The organism is Mesorhizobium sp. B2-3-15 (assembly GCF_006442875.1).
Classification (GTDB): domain Bacteria; phylum Pseudomonadota; class Alphaproteobacteria; order Rhizobiales; family Rhizobiaceae; genus Mesorhizobium; species Mesorhizobium australicum.
This window is the reverse complement of the sequence record NZ_VFVO01000014.1, coordinates 12,396-31,299: the sequence shown is the minus strand read 5'-3', so window position 1 is coordinate 31,299 and position 18,904 is coordinate 12,396. Positions and strand designations below refer to the sequence as shown.

16 protein-coding genes are annotated in these 18,904 nt (G+C 63.2%); 7 read left to right on the top strand and 9 right to left on the bottom strand.

Going from position 1 to position 18,904, the window contains the following annotated elements:
• Positions 1-42: 42 nt before the first annotated feature.
• Complete coding sequence (kynA, locus tag FJ954_RS25215; protein ID WP_140664080.1) at positions 43-879, bottom strand: tryptophan 2,3-dioxygenase; 837 nt, start codon at positions 877-879, stop codon at positions 43-45.
• Positions 876-2,501: an AMP-binding protein gene (locus tag FJ954_RS25210; RefSeq protein WP_140664078.1), complete on the bottom strand. Its 1,626-nt coding sequence runs from the start codon at positions 2,499-2,501 to the stop codon at positions 876-878. The genes kynA and FJ954_RS25210 overlap by 4 nt, the downstream gene beginning before the upstream one ends.
• A gap of 310 nt (positions 2,502-2,811) precedes the next feature.
• Here FJ954_RS25210 and FJ954_RS25205 point away from each other — a divergent pair, with 310 nt between their 5' ends.
• A complete protein-coding gene (locus tag FJ954_RS25205; protein ID WP_140664075.1) occupies positions 2,812-3,642 on the top strand; it encodes an alpha/beta hydrolase in 831 nt (276 codons plus the stop codon).
• A 32-nt stretch (positions 3,643-3,674) separates the two neighbouring features.
• Here the strand turns inward: FJ954_RS25205 and glp are convergent, their stop codons facing one another.
• The 5 genes from glp to FJ954_RS25180 all read right to left on the bottom strand — a co-directional run bounded on the left by glp (position 3,675) and on the right by FJ954_RS25180 (position 9,177).
• Entirely contained in the window at positions 3,675-4,880 is a 1,206-nt protein-coding gene (gene glp, locus FJ954_RS25200) for a gephyrin-like molybdotransferase Glp (RefSeq protein WP_140664072.1), read from the bottom strand.
• On the bottom strand, positions 4,880-5,362 hold the full coding sequence (gene moaC / locus FJ954_RS25195; protein WP_015317807.1) for a cyclic pyranopterin monophosphate synthase MoaC: 483 nt from the start codon (positions 5,360-5,362) through the stop codon (positions 4,880-4,882). The genes glp and moaC overlap by 1 nt, the downstream gene beginning before the upstream one ends.
• Before the next feature lie 66 nt (positions 5,363-5,428).
• Entirely contained in the window at positions 5,429-6,274 is an 846-nt protein-coding gene (gene trpC, locus FJ954_RS25190; protein ID WP_015317808.1) for an indole-3-glycerol phosphate synthase TrpC, read from the bottom strand.
• A 3-nt stretch (positions 6,275-6,277) separates the two neighbouring features.
• A complete protein-coding gene (trpD, locus tag FJ954_RS25185; protein WP_140664070.1) occupies positions 6,278-7,288 on the bottom strand; it encodes an anthranilate phosphoribosyltransferase in 1,011 nt (336 codons plus the stop codon).
• Entirely contained in the window at positions 7,285-9,177 is a 1,893-nt protein-coding gene (locus tag FJ954_RS25180; protein ID WP_140664067.1) for a peptidyl-prolyl cis-trans isomerase, read from the bottom strand. Before FJ954_RS25180 ends, trpD begins: the two co-directional genes overlap by 4 nt.
• Before the next feature lie 143 nt (positions 9,178-9,320).
• Between FJ954_RS25180 and tpiA the strand changes: the two genes are divergently transcribed.
• From tpiA to FJ954_RS25155, 5 genes are all read left to right on the top strand, one after another.
• A complete protein-coding gene (gene tpiA, locus FJ954_RS25175) occupies positions 9,321-10,091 on the top strand; it encodes a triose-phosphate isomerase (RefSeq protein WP_140664064.1) in 771 nt (256 codons plus the stop codon).
• Positions 10,092-10,258: 167 nt separating this feature from the next.
• Positions 10,259-10,735, top strand: a complete 477-nt coding sequence (secG, locus tag FJ954_RS25170; protein ID WP_015317812.1) for a preprotein translocase subunit SecG — start codon at positions 10,259-10,261, stop codon at positions 10,733-10,735.
• 209 nt (positions 10,736-10,944) lie between these two features.
• Positions 10,945-12,075, top strand: coding sequence for a L,D-transpeptidase (locus FJ954_RS25165; protein WP_015317813.1), 1,131 nt, complete (start codon positions 10,945-10,947; stop codon positions 12,073-12,075).
• 195 nt (positions 12,076-12,270) lie between these two features.
• Positions 12,271-13,908, top strand: coding sequence for a CTP synthase (locus FJ954_RS25160; RefSeq protein WP_140664061.1), 1,638 nt, complete (start codon positions 12,271-12,273; stop codon positions 13,906-13,908).
• A gap of 8 nt (positions 13,909-13,916) precedes the next feature.
• Positions 13,917-14,456, top strand: a complete 540-nt coding sequence (locus FJ954_RS25155) for a DUF1697 domain-containing protein (RefSeq protein ID WP_140664059.1) — start codon at positions 13,917-13,919, stop codon at positions 14,454-14,456.
• A gap of 34 nt (positions 14,457-14,490) precedes the next feature.
• On the opposite strand, the gene FJ954_RS25150 is transcribed toward FJ954_RS25155, so the two are convergent.
• Positions 14,491-15,948 (bottom strand): NCS1 family nucleobase:cation symporter-1, encoded by a 1,458-nt coding sequence (locus tag FJ954_RS25150; protein ID WP_140664056.1) that lies wholly within the window; start codon positions 15,946-15,948, stop codon positions 14,491-14,493.
• A 252-nt stretch (positions 15,949-16,200) separates the two neighbouring features.
• On the bottom strand, positions 16,201-17,103 hold the full coding sequence (locus tag FJ954_RS25145; protein ID WP_140664053.1) for a LysR substrate-binding domain-containing protein: 903 nt from the start codon (positions 17,101-17,103) through the stop codon (positions 16,201-16,203).
• A 258-nt stretch (positions 17,104-17,361) separates the two neighbouring features.
• Between FJ954_RS25145 and FJ954_RS25140 the strand changes: the two genes are divergently transcribed.
• Positions 17,362-18,876, top strand: a complete 1,515-nt coding sequence (locus tag FJ954_RS25140) for a leucyl aminopeptidase (RefSeq protein ID WP_140664050.1) — start codon at positions 17,362-17,364, stop codon at positions 18,874-18,876.
• Positions 18,877-18,904: the final 28 nt, after the last annotated feature.

Here is an 18,904-nt window from a genome sequence, read left to right as displayed (position 1 = left end):
AATGTGACGCGGTTTCCCACAGGAATTGCGTCAGACGAGAGTTCAGAGCCGGGTGCGAACCGTCCACAGTTCCGGAAACAGGACGACTTCGAGCATCTTCTTGAGATAGGAGGCGCCCGACGTGCCGCCGGTGCCGCGCTTCAGGCCGATGATGCGCTCGACAGTGGTGACGTGGTTGAAGCGCCAGCGGCGGAAATAGTCCTCGAAGTCGACCAGCTTCTCGGCCAGTTCATAAAACATCCAGTAGCGCTGTGGATCGCGGTACACCGTCTGCCAGGCGACCAGGACTTCTTCGTTCCCGGTCCGCGTCTCGCGCCAATCCGTGCGCTTTGCGTCCGCCCCGATCTCGAAGCCGTTGCGCGCCAGAAGCAGCAGCGCTTCATCGTAGAGCGACGGCTCGGCCAGGATCGCCTCCAGCTTCTGGCTGAGGTCCGGCCGATGCTTGTGCGGCCCGAGCATGGCGAGGTTGCGGTTACCGGCCATGAACTCGATGGCGCGATACTGCCAGGACTGGAAACCCGAGGACTGGCCGAGCGCGTCGCGGAACTCGGTGTATTCGCTGGGCGTCATCGTGCGCAGCACGTCCCAGGCATTGTTCAACTGCTCGAAAATGCGGGCGACACGCGACAGCATCTTAAAGCTCGGTTCGAGGCGGTCGGCACGGATCGAGCGGATCGCCGCGCCAATCTCGTGCAAAGCGAGTTTCATCCACAATTCCGATGTCTGGTGCTGGATGATGAACAGCATTTCGTCATGCGCCGAGGACAGCGGTGTCTGGGCCTCCAGCACTTTCTCCAGGTGCAGATAGTCGCTGTAGGACATGCGCTCCTTGAACGACATCTCTGCGCCTTCAGAGGCCGGATCGTAAGGCTCGCTCAATTGATCTTCTCCGTGCGCAGCCGAAACCGCTGGATCTTGCCGGTCTGGGTCTTCGGCAGAGCGGCGATGAATTTGACCGATCGGGGGTATTTGTAGGGCGCGATGGCTGCCTTGACGTGGTCCTGGAGGCGCTTGACGGTCATTGCGTCTGGCGGGACACCTTGCACCAGCACGACATGCGCCTCGACGATCTGGCCGCGCTCGCCATCCTCGGCACCGATGACCGCGCATTCGGCGACATCGGGATGCGACAGCAGCGCCGCTTCGACCTCGGGTCCGGCGATGTTGTAGCCGGCGCTGACGATCATGTCGTCGGAACGCGCGGCGAAGTGGAAGAAGCCGTCCTCATCCTGCGTGAAGGTATCGCCGGTGAGGTTCCAGCCATCGCGCACATAGTCCTTCTGCCTGTCATCGGCCATGTAGCGGCAGCCGGTCGGCCCGCGCACCGCCAGCCGTCCGGTCTCGCCACGCGGCACCTCGCGCATCTCCTCGTCGACGATGCGCGCCTCGTAACCGCCCACCGGCTTGCCCGTCGAAGCGGGCTTCCTGTCGTCAAAGCGGTTGGAGATGAAGATGTGCAGCATTTCGGTGGCGCCGATGCCGTCAAGGATAGGCTTGCCGGTCTTTCGCGTCCACTCTTCGAAGACCGGGGCCGGCAAGGTCTCGCCGGCCGAGACGGCAACGCGCAATGATGACAGATCGGCGCCTTCGTCCATGGCCTTCAGCATGGCCCGGTAGGCGGTCGGCGCGGTGAAGGAAATGGTCGCTTTGTAGGTCTCGATGATGTGGACCATGTTGGGTGGCGTCGCCTGTTCCAGAAGCGTTGCCGCCGCGCCGAAGCGCAGGGGGAAGATGGCAAGCCCGCCAAGGCCGAAAGTGAAGGCGAGCGGCGGCGAGCCGACGAAGATGTCGTCGGGCGTCACCTGCAGGACTTCACGGGCGTAGGCATCGGCGATGATCAGCAGGTCGCGGTGGAAATGCATCGTCGCCTTCGGCACGCCGGTCGTGCCCGAAGTGAAGCCGAGCAGGGCGACATCGTCGCGGCCGGTGCTGACGGCGGTGAAGGTAACCGGCTTGTCGAGGGCGGCGCGGTCGATCTCGGCGTCATGGTTGGCGGTGCCGTCGAAGCCGATCACCTGCTTCAGGAACGCGCTGTCCTTGGCGCAGGCGGTCATCTCGTCCATCAGCCTGGTGTCGCAGAGCGCGGTCGTGATCTCGGCCTTGTCGACGATCTTGGTGAGTTCACCGGCGCGCAACATCGGCATGGTGTTGACGACGACAGCACCGACCTTGGTGGCGGCCAGCCAGCAGGCGACCATTGCCGGGTTGTTGGCGGAGCGGATCAGCACCCGGTTCCCCGGCTTGACGCCGTAGTTCTCGACCAGCGCATGGGCAAGCCGGTTCGTCCAGTCGGACAGTTCCTTGTAAGTGCGGCGGCGGCCATTGCCGATCAGCGCGGTGTGGTCACCAAGGCCCTTCTCGACCAGCCTGTCGGTCAATTCGACACCGGCATTGAGGTGTTCTGGATAATCGAAGCCGTCGAGCAGGAAGTCGGGCCATTGCTCGGGTGGCGGCAGATTATCGCGCGTGAACGTGTCGGTATGCGCTGAAGGCCCAAGCATGTCGTCGCTGTCCCTGTCTGCCGCTTGGCAGTGTGCGTGGCACCTGGCCGGCGGCGGTGGATCTGAATTCCTGTCTCTCGCGGAAGGCTTCGTGCGGCCGGCTACACCCTTGTCGACATGTCACCGGAAAGGTGACCATCGGCGGGTTCGGACGGCACAGCGGACCTCCCATTTTGTCGGCTGTTCCGAAGGCAGGATCGCACCAGTCGAAATTTGTTTCAAGCCTAAAATGTTTCATCCCAAAGCCTTGACGCACGGCCTGGTGGCGGCCATTGCTAGCACTGAGACGACGCTTTTGGGGAGGGTGCCGATGCTCGACCATCGCATTGCCGATTGGGATAATGCCTATGCCAACGGCGCGAATATTGCCGGCAGCGACCGGTGGCCGGCCGCCTGGTCGGAACCAGCGCAAGCGTTCCGTGACGCACTGTCGGGGGAGGGCCGGGCACGGTTCGGCATCGCGTATGGCAATCGGCCACGCAACCGGCTCGATCTTTTCCTGCCGGAGGCCACGCCCAAGGGGCTCGTCGTGTTCATCCATGGCGGCTACTGGCTGGAGTCCGATAAAAGCGGATGGTCGCATCTCGCCAAGGGCGCGGTCGGCAACGGCTTTGCGGTGGCTATGCCTTCCTACACGCTGTGCCCGGACATCCGCATTGCCGGCATTGTCAGCGAAATCGGGGCGGCGATCGGCAAAGCGGCGGCAATGGTCGGGGGACCGCTGATGTTGACCGGACATTCGGCCGGTGGACATCTCGCCAGCCGCATGGTGACCACAACCACACCGCTCGCCACCGATGTCGTGCGGCGCATACGCCACGTCGTTTCGATTTCCGGCTTGCATGATTTGCGCCCGCTGATGCGCACCGGCATGAACGCCGTGCTGAAAATCGATGAGCATGAGGCGCTGACGGAAAGCCCGGCACTGCTGCGGCCAATCGATGGTGCCCGCATCACCTGCTGGGCCGGCGGCGGCGAGCGCTCGGAGTTCCTGCGACAGAATGCGTTGCTGGCCAACATCTGGACCGGGCTTGGCGCCACCACCAGTGCCGTGGTCGAGCCCGACCGGCATCACTACGATGTAGTTGATGGCCTGGCCGATCCGGCGCATGCATTGACGCGGACCTTGATCTCGGAATAAGCCCTGTGATCAGTAAGTTATTACGAAATACTTCAGCGCAACATCAGAACGCTGCAAGCGTCGCCCGCAGCGGATGCAGGGGCAAAAGGCGCGCGAACGACCAGTCCGTTGGCATCGGCCAGCATCCTCAGCATCGAGGAATCCTGGATGCCGAACGGCGTCGCCACCAGTTCGCCGTCATCCTCCCTGACCACCGCCCTCACATAATCCTGGCGCAGATCATTCGCCGCCATTGCGGCGCCCAGCCGAGCCGGGCGGATGTCCTGACGATGGTCGCGACCGCCCAGCCTTGCCAGAAGCGGCTTCAGGAACAATTGCGAGCAGACCAGGCTTGCTACCGGGTTGCCGGGCAGGCCGATGCATCTGATATCGCCGAGGCGCCCGAACATCAGCGGCTTGCCGGGACGCATGGCGATCTTCCAGAAGCCGAGCGTCATGCCTTCGCCGGTCAGCACGTCATGGATCAGGTCGTGGTCGCCGACCGAGGCGCCGCCCAGCGTGACGATGACATCGGCACCCGCCGCGACCGCTTTCCTGACCAGGCCGGCGATGTCGTCCTTGCGGTCGGCGGCGATCCCGAGATCGAGCGCACAGGCACCGACCGATTGTGCCGCCGCGGCGACGCCGTAGGCGTTGGACGAGATAATCTGGTCGGGCCCGAGTTCGCTGCCGGGCGGCAACAACTCGTCACCGGTGGCGATGATGGCGACCAGCGGCCGTTTCACCACGCCTACTCGGGGATGATTGGCCGATGCCGTCAGCGACAGTGCCGCCGGGTCGAGCACGCGCCCCTTCTCCAGCAGCACGTCGCCCTTGGAAAAATCGAGGCCGACGCGGCGAATGTTACGCCACACGGCGGTTGGCTCGATCACTTCGATGTTGCCGCCGCCGAGATCCCGGACGTTTTCCTGGATGACGATGGTGTCGGCGCCGTCAGGCAGCGGTGCGCCGGTGAAGATACGCACTGCCTGTGCCTGGCCGACCGCGCCGTCAAAGCCGCGTCCGGCCGGCGCCATGCCGATCACCGAGAGTTTCGACGGCACCGACGCGATATCGGCGGCTCGCACCGCATAGCCGTCCATGGCCGAAGCGTCGAAGGGTGGCTGGGTGCGCAGCGCCATGACCGATTCCGCCAGCACACGATCGATCGCCTCGATGAGCGGGACGCTTTCGCCGGCCAGCGGCACGGCGCCGTCGAGCAGGCGCTCGAGCGCGTCGGCGACCGGAACCAGTGCCATCAGAGCCCTGCCTTGTAGTCGCCGGACTTGCCGCCGGTCTTTTCGACCAGCCGTATGCCGGAGATGACCATGGCGCGGTCAACCGCCTTGGCCATGTCGTAAATGGTCAGGCAGGCCACCGAGGCTGCCGTCAATGCTTCCATTTCGACGCCGGTCTTGCCGGTGACGCGTGCAAGGGCGGTGACCTTCAGGCCGGGCAGAGCATGGTCAGGCTCTATGTCGACGGAAACCTTGGTCAGCAGCAGGGGGTGGCAGAGCGGGATCAACTCATGGGTCTTCTTCGCTGCCATGATGCCGGCGATGCGCGCCGTGCCGAGCACATCGCCTTTTTTGGCATTGCCGGCGAGGATGGTCTTCAACGTCTCTGGCTGCATCGAGACGAAACCCTCGGCGATCGCGGTGCGCGTCGTCTCGTCCTTGCCGCCGACATCGACCATGTTGGCCTCGCCCTGTGCGCCAAGATGGGTGAGAGCGCCTGTCATCGTCAAATCGCCATAGAGCGACGTGCGTCCATTCGGACGCACAGAGTGCGCTCTGTCACTTTGACTCTATGCATCGTGCTCTCCGAAAATCGATTCCGATTTTCGGCCCGCATCGGACGCCTTGCCCGTGAGCAGCGAGCGCGTTGCAGCGGTCACGTCCCGTTGGCGCATCAAGCTCTCGCCCACCAGGAAGGCACCGATGTCCATCCTTTGCAGTCTAAGGCAATCGTCATGCGAGAAAATGCCGCTTTCGCTGACCAGCAAATGACCCCCCGGCACCATCGCCCGCAGCCGCTCCGACGTATCGAGGCTGGTCTCGAATGTCCGCAGATTGCGGTTGTTGATGCCGATCAATTGCGATGACAGTTTCAGCGCTCGCTCGGTCTCGGCTTCATCGTGCACCTCGATCAGGGCGTCCATGCCGAGCTCGAACGCAGTCGATTCGAGTTGGCTGGCCATGGCATCATCGACGCTGGCCATGATGATCAAAATGGCGTCCGCGCCCCAGGCCCGCGCCTCGTAGACCTGGTAGGGGTCGAACAGGAAATCCTTGCGCAGGGCGGGCAGCGTCACGGCGGCTCGCGCCTCGGTCAGAAACTCCGGTGCGCCCTGAAAGGAGGGCGCATCGGTCAGCACGGAAAGACAGGCCGCGCCGCCTTTTTCATAGGCCCTGGCCAGGCTCGGCGGATCGAAATCGGCACGGATCAGCCCTTTGGACGGACTTGCCTTCTTGATCTCGGCTATCAGTGCGAAGCCACCCGATCCGCGCTTGGCTTCGAGCGCGGCGAGGAACCCGCGCGGCGCGTCGGCGTCCTTCGCGCGCGCCTTGATCTCTGCCAGCGGCACGCTTGCCTTGGCGGCGGCGATCTCGTCGCGCTTGTAGACTTCGATCTTGCGCAGAATGTCAGACACGGTTCACCCGTTCGAAATCTCGACCAGCCGGTCGAGCACCTGCAGCGACCGGCCGCTGTCGATGGCCTGTGCGGCGATGGCGATGCCGTCACCGAGCGTCGTCGCCTTGCCCGCAATCACCAGTCCGGCGCCGGCATTCATCAACACCGTGTCGCGATAGGCGCCGGCGGTGCCGCCCAGCATATCGCGCAAGGCCTTGGCATTGTAGGCGGCATCACCGCCACGCAACTCATCCTTGGTATGACGCTTCAGTCCAACCTCTTCCGGGGTCAGCGTGAAGCTGCGGATTTCGCCGCCAACCAGTTCGGCTACCTGTGTGTCGCCTGTGGTGGTGATCTCGTCATAACCATCGCCGTGGGCGACCCAGGCATGCTCGGTGCCGAGCGCCTTCAGCGTTTCGGCCACCGGCATGATCCATTCCGGCATGAACACGCCGACCATCTGCCGCCTGACGCTAGCCGGGTTCGAAAGCGGGCCGAGCAGGTTGAAGATGGTGCGCGTACCAAGCTCGCCACGAACCGGACCGACATGCTTCATCGCCGGATGGTGCGCTGGCGCGAACATGAAGCCGACGCCGGCTTCATGGATGCACTTGCCGATTAGCTCCGGCGCGATGTCGATCCTGACGCCAAGGGCAATTAGCACGTCGGCCGCGCCGGTCAGCGAGGACAGGCCGCGATTGCCGTGCTTGGCGACCGGCACGCCGCTGCCGGCAATGACAAAGGCGGAAGCCGTCGAGATGTTGACCGAGTGCGAATTATCGCCGCCGGTGCCGACGATGTCGATGGCGCCGTCAGGAGCATCGACGCGCAGCATCTTGGCGCGCATCGTGGCGACAGCGCCCGATATTTCGCTCACCGTCTCGCCGCGTACGCGCAACGCCATCAGGAAGCCGCCGATCTGCCCTGGGGTCGCATCGCCCGACATGATGATGTCGAAGGCCTCGCAGGCCTCCTCGAAGGACAGTGCGGTGCCGGTCGCGACCTTGGCGATATGGGTTTTCAGCGCGCTCATCTTGTCGAGGCTTGGGCAACGGCGGCCTGGTCGACGCGGACGTCGTACTGCGTCTGCAACTGCGCCACCAACTGGTCGAGCAGGTCGTCGGACATGCCGGAGGTGAATGATTTCTGCGCGTCGTCCGGCACCGAGCTGGCGTCGGCGCCGGCCGGTTCGAACACTTCGGCGACCTTGAACAGGATCTGGCCGTCGCCGGTGGGCGAGGGGATCAATCCGGTGCCGCCTTCGCCGACGCCGAACATGACGGCGGCGCCTTCCTTGCCGAAATCGGCATCGTCGGCTTCGCGCTTCAAGCCGCGCTTGGTCTGCTTCTCCAGCTTGAGTTCGCCGGCGATGACGTCGAGCGTGGTGCCGGCCTTGAGGCGCTTCTCGAGTTCGTCCGCCTTGGCGGCGAGCCGCTTGGCGGTCTCGGCCGCCGTCCAGTCGGCGACAACCTTTTGGCGCACCTCATCAAGAGTGCGGTCGCGGGCCGGTGTGATCGAACCGACCTCATAGAAGACGAAGCCGTTGTCCGCCGTGGTCAGCGCCTCGTTTTCGGTGTTCGGTTCCGCATCGAAGACGGCCTTGATCAGCGCCGGCGATTCCGGCAGGTCCTTGACGATGGAGCCATCGGGCCTCAGGCCGTTGCGATCGATGGCGTCGATGGTGATGTCCTTAAGCTTCAATTTGGCGGCGGCATCGGCCAGCGAACTGCCCGATGCGCGGGTGTCTTCATAATTGTCGTGCACATCCAGAAGGATGCGGCTTGCCTCGCCCAGCGCCAGGTCCTTGCGGATCTGGTCCGACACTTCGGCGAGCGGCTTCACCACCTCGGGCTTGATCTCGGTCACGCGCAGCAGCACCGGACCGAAGGCGCCCTGCACGACCTGGCTGACTTCGTTGGCGTTGAGCGCGAAGGCGGCATCGGCAACAGCCTTGTCGGCGATCTTGTCCTTGGCGAGCGTGCCAAGCAGCGTGTCGGCCGGGGTCTTGCCCTCGGCGGTCACCAGCTTGTCGAAGGTAGCGCCGGCCTTGAGCGAATCGAGTGCCGCCTTGGCGGCATCCGGTGTCTTGAACACAAGCTGCTCGATGGTGCGCATTTCGGGCGTGGTGTAGCGTGACTTGTTCTTGTTGTAGTCGTCACTGACCTGCTGGTCGGTGACCGCGGTCGTATCCATTATGTCCGCCGGTTCGAGGCGAACATACGAGAATTTGCGGTATTCAGGTGCGGCGTAGCTCTTCTTGTTGGCCTCGAAATAGGCCTGAAGCACGCTGTCGCTCGGCGCCGCGATCGGCTCGACCAGCGCCTTCGGCAAAGTCAAATAGTCGACGGTGCGGTCTTCACCGCGGTAGAGCGCGACCGCCTTGAAGAACGTGTCCGGCGCCTTGAGGCCGTCCGAGACCGCCTCGACGATCTGCTGGCGCACCGCTACCTGGGCACGGTTCTTCAGATAATCCTCGGGCCGCATGCCGACCTGGTGCAGCATGTAGTCGAATGTCCTTCGGTCGAACTGACCGCCAGGGCCCTTGAAAGCCGGGTCTTCGCGGGTGAGTTCGGCCAGCCGATCCTTGGAAAGGCCGAGGCCGAGCTTGCGTGCCTGCTCGTCGAGGACGGCACCGGAAACGAGTTGCGCCAGCACATGGTTGTCGATGCCGAGCGCCTTTGCCTGTTCATGCGTGAGGCGCTGACCAAACTGCTGCGACATGACGGCGAGCTGGCGGTCATAGGCGAGGCGGTATTCGTTGATCGATACCTTGGTGCCGCCGGCCGTTATTACCGAATCGTGGCCCGCGAAGCCGCCCATCAGCCGTCCGGAGATGCCCCAGGCGGCGAAACTGACCACCAGCAGCGAAAGCAATGTTTTCGCGACCCAGGTACCCGCCGCGCTTCTCAATATACCAAGCATGGTTACTTCCGATTTATGCGCATTTTCGCATGCGCCGAGTCTGAACCAAGCGCAATAGCGCCCTTCCTGCCCACTGTCGATTGCTTTGTGGCCTGATTTTGGTAGTGAGGGCCAGAGCTTGATATCGCCCGGAGAAGCACACCATGACACCAGGAATTCGCCCGCTTGTCGCCGGCAACTGGAAAATGAACGGCACCAGCGCCTCGCTGAACGAGCTCAGGATGATCGGCAACGGTTTCATGAGCGGGCTCGACGCCGAAACCGAAGCGCTGGTCTGCGTTCCCGCGACGCTGCTTTCCCATGCCGCGGAGATTTTGTCGCGCACGCCGGTCCATGCCGGTGGCGAGGACTGCCATCCCAAGGAAAGCGGTGCCTATACCGGCTGTATCTCCGCGGAGATGCTGAAGGACGCAGGCGCCAGCCATGTCATTGTCGGCCATTCCGAATGCCGCGAGCAAAGCGGCGAGGACGATGCGACGGTCCAGGCCAAGGCCACCGCCGCCTGGCGGGCCGGGCTCGTGGCCATCGTGTGCATAGGCGAGACGCGGCAGGAGCGTGAGGCTGGAGCGACGCTGGAGGTGCTGTCGCGCCAGGTCGCCGGCTCGGTGCCGCCAAGCGCCACGCCATCGAACACCGTCATTGCCTATGAGCCGGTGTGGGCGATCGGCACCGGCCTGACGCCAACCGCGGCCGATGTGGCCGAGGCGCATGCGCATATCCGCGAAAAGCTGGCGGAAAAACTTGGGACCGCCGCCGCCAGGATGCGCATCCTCTACGGTGGCTCGGTCAAGCCTTCCAACGCCGTTGAACTGCTGGGCGTCAGGAATGTCGACGGCGCGCTGGTCGGCGGCGCCAGCCTGAAAGCGGCTGATTTCCTGGGTATCGCCGAAGCCTATCGCAGCATTGCTGGCTGAAATTCACGAGGATGGACGGGTCTCGTCCCGTCCAAATTCGTTGCAAAGAGGGCGTTGCTTCCCATATTCCGGCCACGGGCTTGGAAATGCCGTGAAAGCATTGTATTGAGCCGCCTCCAATTCACCGGCCGTGTCCGCGGCCGGGCAGGGCCTTGCCAGGATAAATTATGCAAACCGTACTGATCGTCATTCATCTCATGGTCGTGCTCGCCCTTGTCGGCGTGGTGCTGCTGCAGCGCTCCGAAGGCGGCGGTCTCGGCATTGGTGGCGGATCGGGCTTCATGACCGCGCGCGGCGCGGCCAACGCATTGACCCGGGCGACGGCGATCCTGGCGGCAGCGTTCTTTGTGACGTCGCTGACCTTGTCGATCATTGCCCGCTACGGCGAAAAGCCGATCGACATTCTCGATCGGGTTCCCGCGACCTCGGATGGCGCCGGCAAGGGCGTGCTCAACCAATTGCCGGGTACGGCCACGCCGGCACCCGCCGGCAACATCACGCCGACGCCTCCGTCCGGCAACGACGCCGCGACAAAACCGCTGGCAACGGCCCCGGCCACCGCGCCCGCCGGCAGCACCACGCCGCCAGCGGCCAATGGAACCACCAACACCGCGCCGGCGTCGCCTCAGGTTCCGAACCAATAACCTTATGTTCTAAACCGCGATCTGTGTTCGTTTGAACACAGTCGCGGCAAATGCTGCGCAATCACGAAGATTCGACAGACCGCGGCGCGGTCTCGCGCTTGAGGCATACGCGCTTATTCGACTATAGATTGCACGCGGCATTTTCGGCGTCCTTGGGGGACGCCGGGCGACGCCGTGGGCAACAAGCATTGAACGATCGGATCTTCGCCATGCAGCTTCGCAGCTTCATTTTCCTGGGACTTTGCGCCGCAATCGGCATAAGTTCCCCGGCCTCCGCCGCCATGCCGGCAAACATGGCCGCACAACAGTCGGTGTCGCTCGAAAAGACCGACGCCATCCCCGTCGCTGCCAAAAGCGATGCGACGCAGTTGAAGCTTCTCAAGAAGAAGAAAAACCCCACGCCGGAGGATCTTGCCCAGATCAAGAAGATCGAGGCCAAGATCGTTGCCGACAAGGAGGATGCCAAGGCCAAGGCGCTTGAGGCCAGGAAAATGGCGATGCGCGAGGCGGCCAAGGCCAGGGCTGACGCAGATCGGCAGGCGTTCCTGGCCAGCAAGGGCCAGAAAGCAGCGGCAACCGAAGTGGCCGATGCCAAGCCGGCCAAGAAGACCGTCAAGATCATCGAACCGATCGAACCTGTCACCCCGATCCCGGCGGCCGAGCCGATCCCAGCCGAGGCGATGAATGTCGCTTTGACGGGCAACAATGGCGAACTGCGCAGCGAGGTCGTCGGCGGCCAGAAGCAGTCAAGCGGCGGCCTGTTCGCGGGTCTGTTCGGTGGAACATCGTCTGGCTCATCGATCAGCTATCTGCCCGAGACACGCGCGCTCGACTCGGCACTTGCCCAGAAGAACGCCAAGAAGCCGTTCAAGGTGAAGCCGGAATTCGTGCCTCAGGACGTGGAATTCACCGGCTATGACGCCGGCACAATCGTCATCGACACCAGCGCTCGCCGACTCTACCTCGTCGAATCATCGACCACCGCACGCCGTTACGCCATCGCGGTCGGCCGCGAAGGCCTGCAGTTCAAGGGCACGGTCGCGGTCGGGGACAAGCAGGAGTGGCCGCGCTGGATCCCGACGCTCGACATGCAGAAGCGCGAGCCCAAGCACTACGGCCAGTACAAGGACGGCATGGCAGGCGGCGGCCAGAACCCGCTCGGCGCCCGCGCCATCTATCTCTACGATGGCAGGAAGGACACGCATCTGCGTATCCACGGCACCATCGCGCCGCAGTCGATCGGCACCAGCGCGTCCAATGGCTGCTTCCGCATGATGAACGAGCACGTCATGGATCTATACAGCCGCGTCCGGATCGGCACCAAAGTCGTCATCATCTGACGTTTCCGTCATCATGCCGAAGGGCCGGCTCAGCCGGCCCTTTTGTTTTGCTTAGAGCGATTCAAAACCCTTTGGCCGTGATGCCTGTCCGTAAGCCGGATCCCACTTTTCGGGATCATGGTCCGAGCGCCTTTTTGGGAAAAAGCCTTCGCGGCGGTTTTTTCTCTGGCGGAATCAATCCGGCCGCGTTAAGCGATGACTCCCATGGCGCGATATGTATTCATCACAGGCGGCGTGGTTTCCTCACTTGGAAAAGGCATTGCCGCAGCGGCCCTTGGGGCTCTCCTGCAGGCGCGAGGTTATCGCGCACGCATCAAAAAACTCGACCCTTATCTGAACGTCGATCCCGGCACGATGTCGCCGTACCAGCACGGGGAGGTGTTCGTCACCGATGACGGTGCCGAGACCGACCTCGATCTTGGCCATTACGAGCGCTTCACCGGCCGGTCCGCCAATCAGCAGGACAACATCACGACCGGGCGTATCTACAAGAACATCATCGAGCGCGAGCGGCGCGGCGATTATCTCGGCGCCACCGTACAGGTCATCCCGCACGTCACCGACGAGATCAAGAATTTCGTCCTCGACGGCAATGACGATTATGATTTCGTGCTGTGCGAGATCGGCGGCACCGTCGGCGACATCGAGGCGATGCCGTTCCTCGAGGCGATCCGCCAGCTCGGCAACGATCTGCCGCGCAACAACGCCGTCTATGTCCACCTGACGCTGATGCCCTATATCCCGACGGCGGGCGAACTGAAGACCAAGCCGACCCAGCATTCGGTCAAAGAGCTGCGCGGCATAGGCATCGCGCCCGACATTCTTCTGGTGCGCGCCGACCGCGCCATCCCCAAGGAAGAGCGCCGCAAGCTGTCGCTGTTCTGTAATGTCAGGGAAAGCGCCGTCATCCAGGCGCTCGACGTGCCACATATCTACGATGTGCCGATGGCCTATCACAAGGAAGGTCTGGATTCGGAAGTGCTCGCTGCCTTCGGCATCGAGCCGGCGCCCAAGCCGCGCATGGAGCCGTGGCAGGCAGTCTCCAACCGCATCCACAATCCGGAGGGCGAGGTCACCATAGCCATCGTCGGCAAGTATACCGGCCTCAAGGATGCCTACAAATCGCTGATCGAGGCGCTTTCGCATGGCGGGCTGGCCAACCACGTCAAGGTCAAGCTCGACTGGATCGAATCGGAAATCTTCGAAAAGGAAGACCCGACGCCTTGGCTGGAGAAGGTGCACGGCATATTGGTGCCCGGCGGCTTCGGCGAACGCGGCTCAGAAGGCAAGATTCTGGCGGCCAAATTCGCACGCGAGCGCAAGGTGCCGTATTTCGGCATCTGCTTCGGCATGCAGATGGCGTGCATCGAGGCGGCGCGATCGCTGGCCGGTGTCGAACATGCCTCGTCGACCGAATTCGGCCCGGCCAAGGAGCCGGTCGTCGGTTTGATGACCGAATGGCTGAAAGGCAACATGCTGGAAAAGCGCAGGGCGACTGGCGATCTCGGCGGCACCATGCGGCTCGGCGCCTATCAGGCCGAGCTCGCCAAGGGTTCGAAGATCGCCGACATCTACGGCGACACCCAGATTTCCGAACGTCACCGGCACCGCTACGAGGTCAATATCGACTACAAGCAGCGCCTGGAGGATTGCGGGCTGGTGTTTGCAGGCATGTCGCCCGACGGTGTGCTGCCGGAGACGGTCGAATACCCCGACCATCCCTGGTTCATCGGCGTGCAATATCACCCCGAACTGAAGAGCCGGCCGCTCGATCCGCATCCGCTGTTTGCCAGCTTCATCGAGGCGGCGGTGGAGCAGAGCCGCCTGGTCTGATCGCTCCCATGCGGACCTATGTCGCGCTTCTCTACAGCATCGTCCTGGGAGAGGGGCGGCGGGTCGTCATGTCCGACCTCAAGGCCATGGCGGAAAGTCTCGGCCTGAAGAATGTCCGCACCTTGGTGGCGACCGGCAACCTGGTCTTCGAGAGTGAAAAGACCTCGATCACTACGCTTGAGACACGCCTGGAATCCGCCTTCGAACAGGCCTTTGGCCGCCACGTCGATATCATCGTGCGTGCCGCCGAAGACTGGCGCAAACTCGCAAGCGGCAATCCATTCCCGACCGAGTCGGTGGAAGCCGGCGACCAGGTGGCGGTGCGCGTAATGCGCAAACCTGTAGCCGAAGACGCCATATCCGGGCTTCAGGCCTGTGCCGCCATGGACGAGAAGGTATTTCTGGTCGGCGGCGACATCTGGGTCGCCTTTTCAAGGGAGAGGCCTAGCTCGCGCCTGCTTGCCGCCGCCAACCACAAGCGCATGGGCGTCGGCACCTCGCGCAACTGGAACACCGTGCGCAAGCTGGCCGAAATGGTCGCGCGGTAGAGCGGGGCGGCTCGGGCCACCCCGCTCTGGTTCATCAAGCTTTCGCCACCTTGGCGCCGGCGCTCACGGCCGCGGCGCGCAGCACGTAGTAGATGACGCCGGCAATCGCCACGCCGACGAACCAGCCATAGACGCCCCACCAGGACGGCAGCCAGTTGGTGAAGTTGGGCAGGATCGACGAGAAGATGGCGCCAATGCCGGCGGCGATGAACGCATTGACGTGCCAGCCACCCTGGAAGCGGAACTCGCCGTCCTCGCGATACAGCGCCTCGACGTCGACTTCACCTTTGCGGATCAGATAGTAATCGACCATCATCACGCCGAAGATCGGCCCCATCGTTGCGCCGATGACGTTGACGAAGGAAGCCGCACTGCCTTCCCACGGTGCGAAGGGATAGAGCACCAGCGCGATGACGGCCGCGATGTAGCCGCCTTTCTTGAAGTCGATCTGGCGGGGAAAGACATTGGAAAAGTCGAAGGCCGGCGAGACGAAGTTGGCCACGACATTGATGCCGAGCGTCGCCACCGCGAAGGTGAGCGCCGCGAGCGCGGCCAGGAACCAGCTGTCGAACTTGGCCGAGATCTGGTCGGGGTGCAGCAGCACCTCATGGTAGACGTCGTATGCGGCGATGGTGGTGACGCCGGCGACCAGCGAGAACAGGATCAGGTTGATCGGCAGGCCCCAGATATTGCCCTTGCGCAGCGATGCCTGGTCGGGGGCATAACGGGCGAAATCGCAGAAGTTTAGATAGAGCGCCGAGAAGTACGTCACCCAGATCGCCGCCACGGCAAACAGTGCGGTCCAAGACCCTGGAGTACCAGGGACGCCCGCATCCTTGGTCTTTTCCAGCAGTACATCCATTGGGATATCGCTGGTGAAAGCGAAGGTTCCTGATTTGACGCAGAGATAGATGGCCAGGATCAGCATCATCACCCAGACCGCCGGGCCGGCCCAGTCCTGGAAGCGGCGCACCGTTTCCATACCGCGCTGGATGATCAGCAGTTGCAGTGCCCATATGATCACGAAGCAGATCACCTCCAGGCCGGAATGGCCAAGGAAATGGGTATTGGCGTTGAAATCGGCGAACCATTGCGAGCGGATCAGCAATGCGACGATGGCGCCTGAGGCGGCCGCTGTCTGCGCGCCGTACCAGAAGCAGGCGACGATGGCGCGCACCAGTGCCGGAATGTTGGCGCCCCAGATGCCGAAGGAGGCGCGGGCGAGCACGGGGTAAGGCACACCGGTCTTCACACCGGCATAACCGACCATGTTCATCAGTGCGTAGATGATCAGCGAACCGATGCCGATGGCGATGATGAAATTGACGAAGCCGCCACAGAACAGAAACAGGCTGGCGGCGAGGTAGTAGCCCCACAGGCTATGGACGTCCGACGTCCAGACGTTGAAGATCGAGAACGGTCCCCAGTTTCGAACCTTGGCAGGAGCGAGGTCTTCATTATACAGGTCAGGCGATGCGCCTTGTATCGTCATTGCAATGTCCCCTTCTTGCAGCACGCGCCCTCACGCGTTGACCGCAGAGGTTACGCCTGACGCAGGGGAACCGGCAAGCAATCGATTTGCCGGCTTTGGCCTTAAAGATATTCAATGCGAACCGCGATTATCGAGAGCCCGTGATGGTGAGCCGCTTTTGAAACAGGCCTGCCTGTCGATTCGAATTCTCGATCCACGGCTTCCAAGCTGGACAAACCCGCGTTCCCGACGCCTATCGGCAAGCAAGGCTGCCTAGCCGATGGCCATCACCCGCTTGTGGTCCTCGACTTCGGAAAGCAGCCAATCCTGAAACAGGCCCGTACCCGGCTTGTTGCCGATGCTGCGGCGCTGATGCAGGTAGATGCCGGCCGGGTAGGTATGGCGGGCGCTGAACGGGGCGACCAGTTTGCCCTGCTGCAGCAGATCCTGGGCCATCATCGTGTCGGCGAGCGCTATTCCAGCGCCATTGATCGCCTCGCGCATGATCAGCGTACAATCATCCAGCGTCGTGCTGGATTTCGGCGTCGTGTCCAACACGCCTTCCTGCTCCAGCCAGCGCTTCCATCGCATGGTCTCGCATTCGTGGATCAGGTGGTGGTTGACCAGGTCGGCGGGCGATCGCAGCGGCATCGGCCCTTCAAGCAGCGAGGGCGCACAGACCGGCGTCAGGACCAGCGGGATCAGCAGCGTCAGAGCCGGGCCGGCCTTGTAGACGAACTCGTCGACGATGGCCAAATCGAAATTGGCCCGCTTGCCCGATGTCGAGATCTCCAGATCCACGGACGGATGCCGCCGGCGAAAATTCGGCAGCCGGTCCGCCAGCCAAAGGTTCAGGACGGCAGGGACGCACAAAACCCGGACACGCTGGGTCCTGCCGTGGCTTGGGGCCCCGGCGAGACTGACATCATCGGTGGCCCGCCAGATGGCTTCGAATGCTTCGGAGAGGCTGCGTGCGTAATAAGAGCCCCGAATGGTCGGCGTTATCTGCCGAAAGCCGCGCTCGAACAGGTCCTGGCCGAGATTCCGTTCGAGTGCGCGGATGTGACGGCTGATAGCCGAGGGTGTCAGATGCAGCTCTTCGGCTGCGTCCTTGACGCTGCCGAGACGGGCGGCGGCCTCGAAAGCGCGCATGCCATTGAGTGAGGGTAGGGCCATCGGCCGATCATGAATTGCCAGTTGAGTTTTTGTCAATCGATATGGACAAAATTGGCGTTTGATCGCCTGACCCATTCGGGGATACCCAAGAGGCAAGAGCAATTAAGTCGTCTCAAGAACGACAATTTGGGGACTTCGGCACGATCCAACCAGAGGTGACGGCCGGTTTGACCGGTTTCCACCGGCGGCAGGAGAAGCCTTGCGCAAACTGCAAGCCGCGCCTCGGCCAAAGCCCCGCAAAGAGGAGAACGCCTACCTATGCCTCAATCGCCAGTGCCGGTCTTTGAAACGGCGGACGAGCTTTCCGCTGAAACCTCCGTCGTCGTGATCTTGCAGGCCGCTCAAACCGGCTTTGGCCCGCGGGCAACGGCCCTGGACACCGAAATGGGCGGGATCCTCTCCCGGGCCTGTGCCGATGCGGCTGCCTTGGCTGAATCCGGCGCCTGTATCGATGTCATCGCCCCCCAGGCGGTATCGGCGCGGCGCGTGATTGTCCTGGCCATGGGCAAGGCCGAGGCCGTCACCGCACTCTCCTTGGCGCGTGCCGGCGGCCTGCTTGCCGCGCATCTGGAGGGCAAAGGGGAATGCGCGGCCACCCTGGTCCTGGACCCCATTGCCGGCATAAGTCTGCCGGGAGCGGAAATCCTGGCAAGGGTCGCGCTTGGCATGCGGCTGCGGCGCTATCGTTTCGATATGCGCAACCGGCGCCAAGGGGCGGGGGCCGATCGGACCCTGCGGGTGCAACTGGTCGGGGCCGGCGGTCCGGAGCTGAATTCGGCGCTGGCGCGGATCAATGCCATCGCGGATGGCGTCGAATATGCGCGCACACTGGTCAACCTGCCGCCGAACCACCTCCATCCCGACAATTTCCACGATCACCTGGAGCCTCTGCGCGAAGCCGGCATCGACGTCGAGATACTCGATACGGCGAAGCTCAGGGAATTCGGCATGAACGCGATCCTGGCCGTGGGGGCGGGTTCGGGGCGGCCGCCTCGGGTCGCCGTCCTGCGCTATCGCGGCAAGGGCGCCCCCGCGCAGCCGCTGGCGTTCGTCGGCAAGGGTGTCTGTTTTGATTCCGGCGGTCTCTGCATAAAGCGCGGCGAGCAGATGTTCGATATGAAGGCCGATATGGGCGGTGCGGCCGCGGTGGTCGGCCTGCTGATCGCGCTGGCCCGGCAAGGCAGCCCGGTGCACGCCGTCGGCGTGCTCGGCATTGCCGAGAACATGCCGTCAAGCACCGCGCTCAAGCCGCGCGACATCATCACGACAGCTTCCGGGCAAACCGTGGAAGTGTTCGACACGGATGCGGAAGGCCGGCTGATCCTGGCCGACTGCCTCTATTATACCGCCTCGCGCTTCAATCCGTCGGTGATCGTCGACCTCGCCACTTTGACCTATTCGGTGATGAGAGGTCTTGGATCGGTATTCGCCGGTCTCTTCAGCACCGACGATACCATCGCCTCGCGGATGATCGCGGCCGGAGAAATGGTCGGCGAGCGGTTCTGGCAGCTGCCGCTCGACCGGGCTTATGACGAGGGCCTGCAATCGCCGTTCGCGGACCTGCGACATCACGCCAAGGACATGGAAGACGGTGACGCTCCCTACGCCGCGGCGTTCCTGCGCCACTTCACGGAAGACCGCCCCTGGGTGCATCTCGACATCGCCGGCAAGGAACTGACCGAGAAGGATCAGCCCCTGGGCCGGGAAGGCGCTACCGCATTCGGCGTGCAGATGCTGGAAGAATGGGTTCGCTCCAGCCGGGTTGCAAACTAGGTGACCAGCGGCATGCCTTCAAACATTC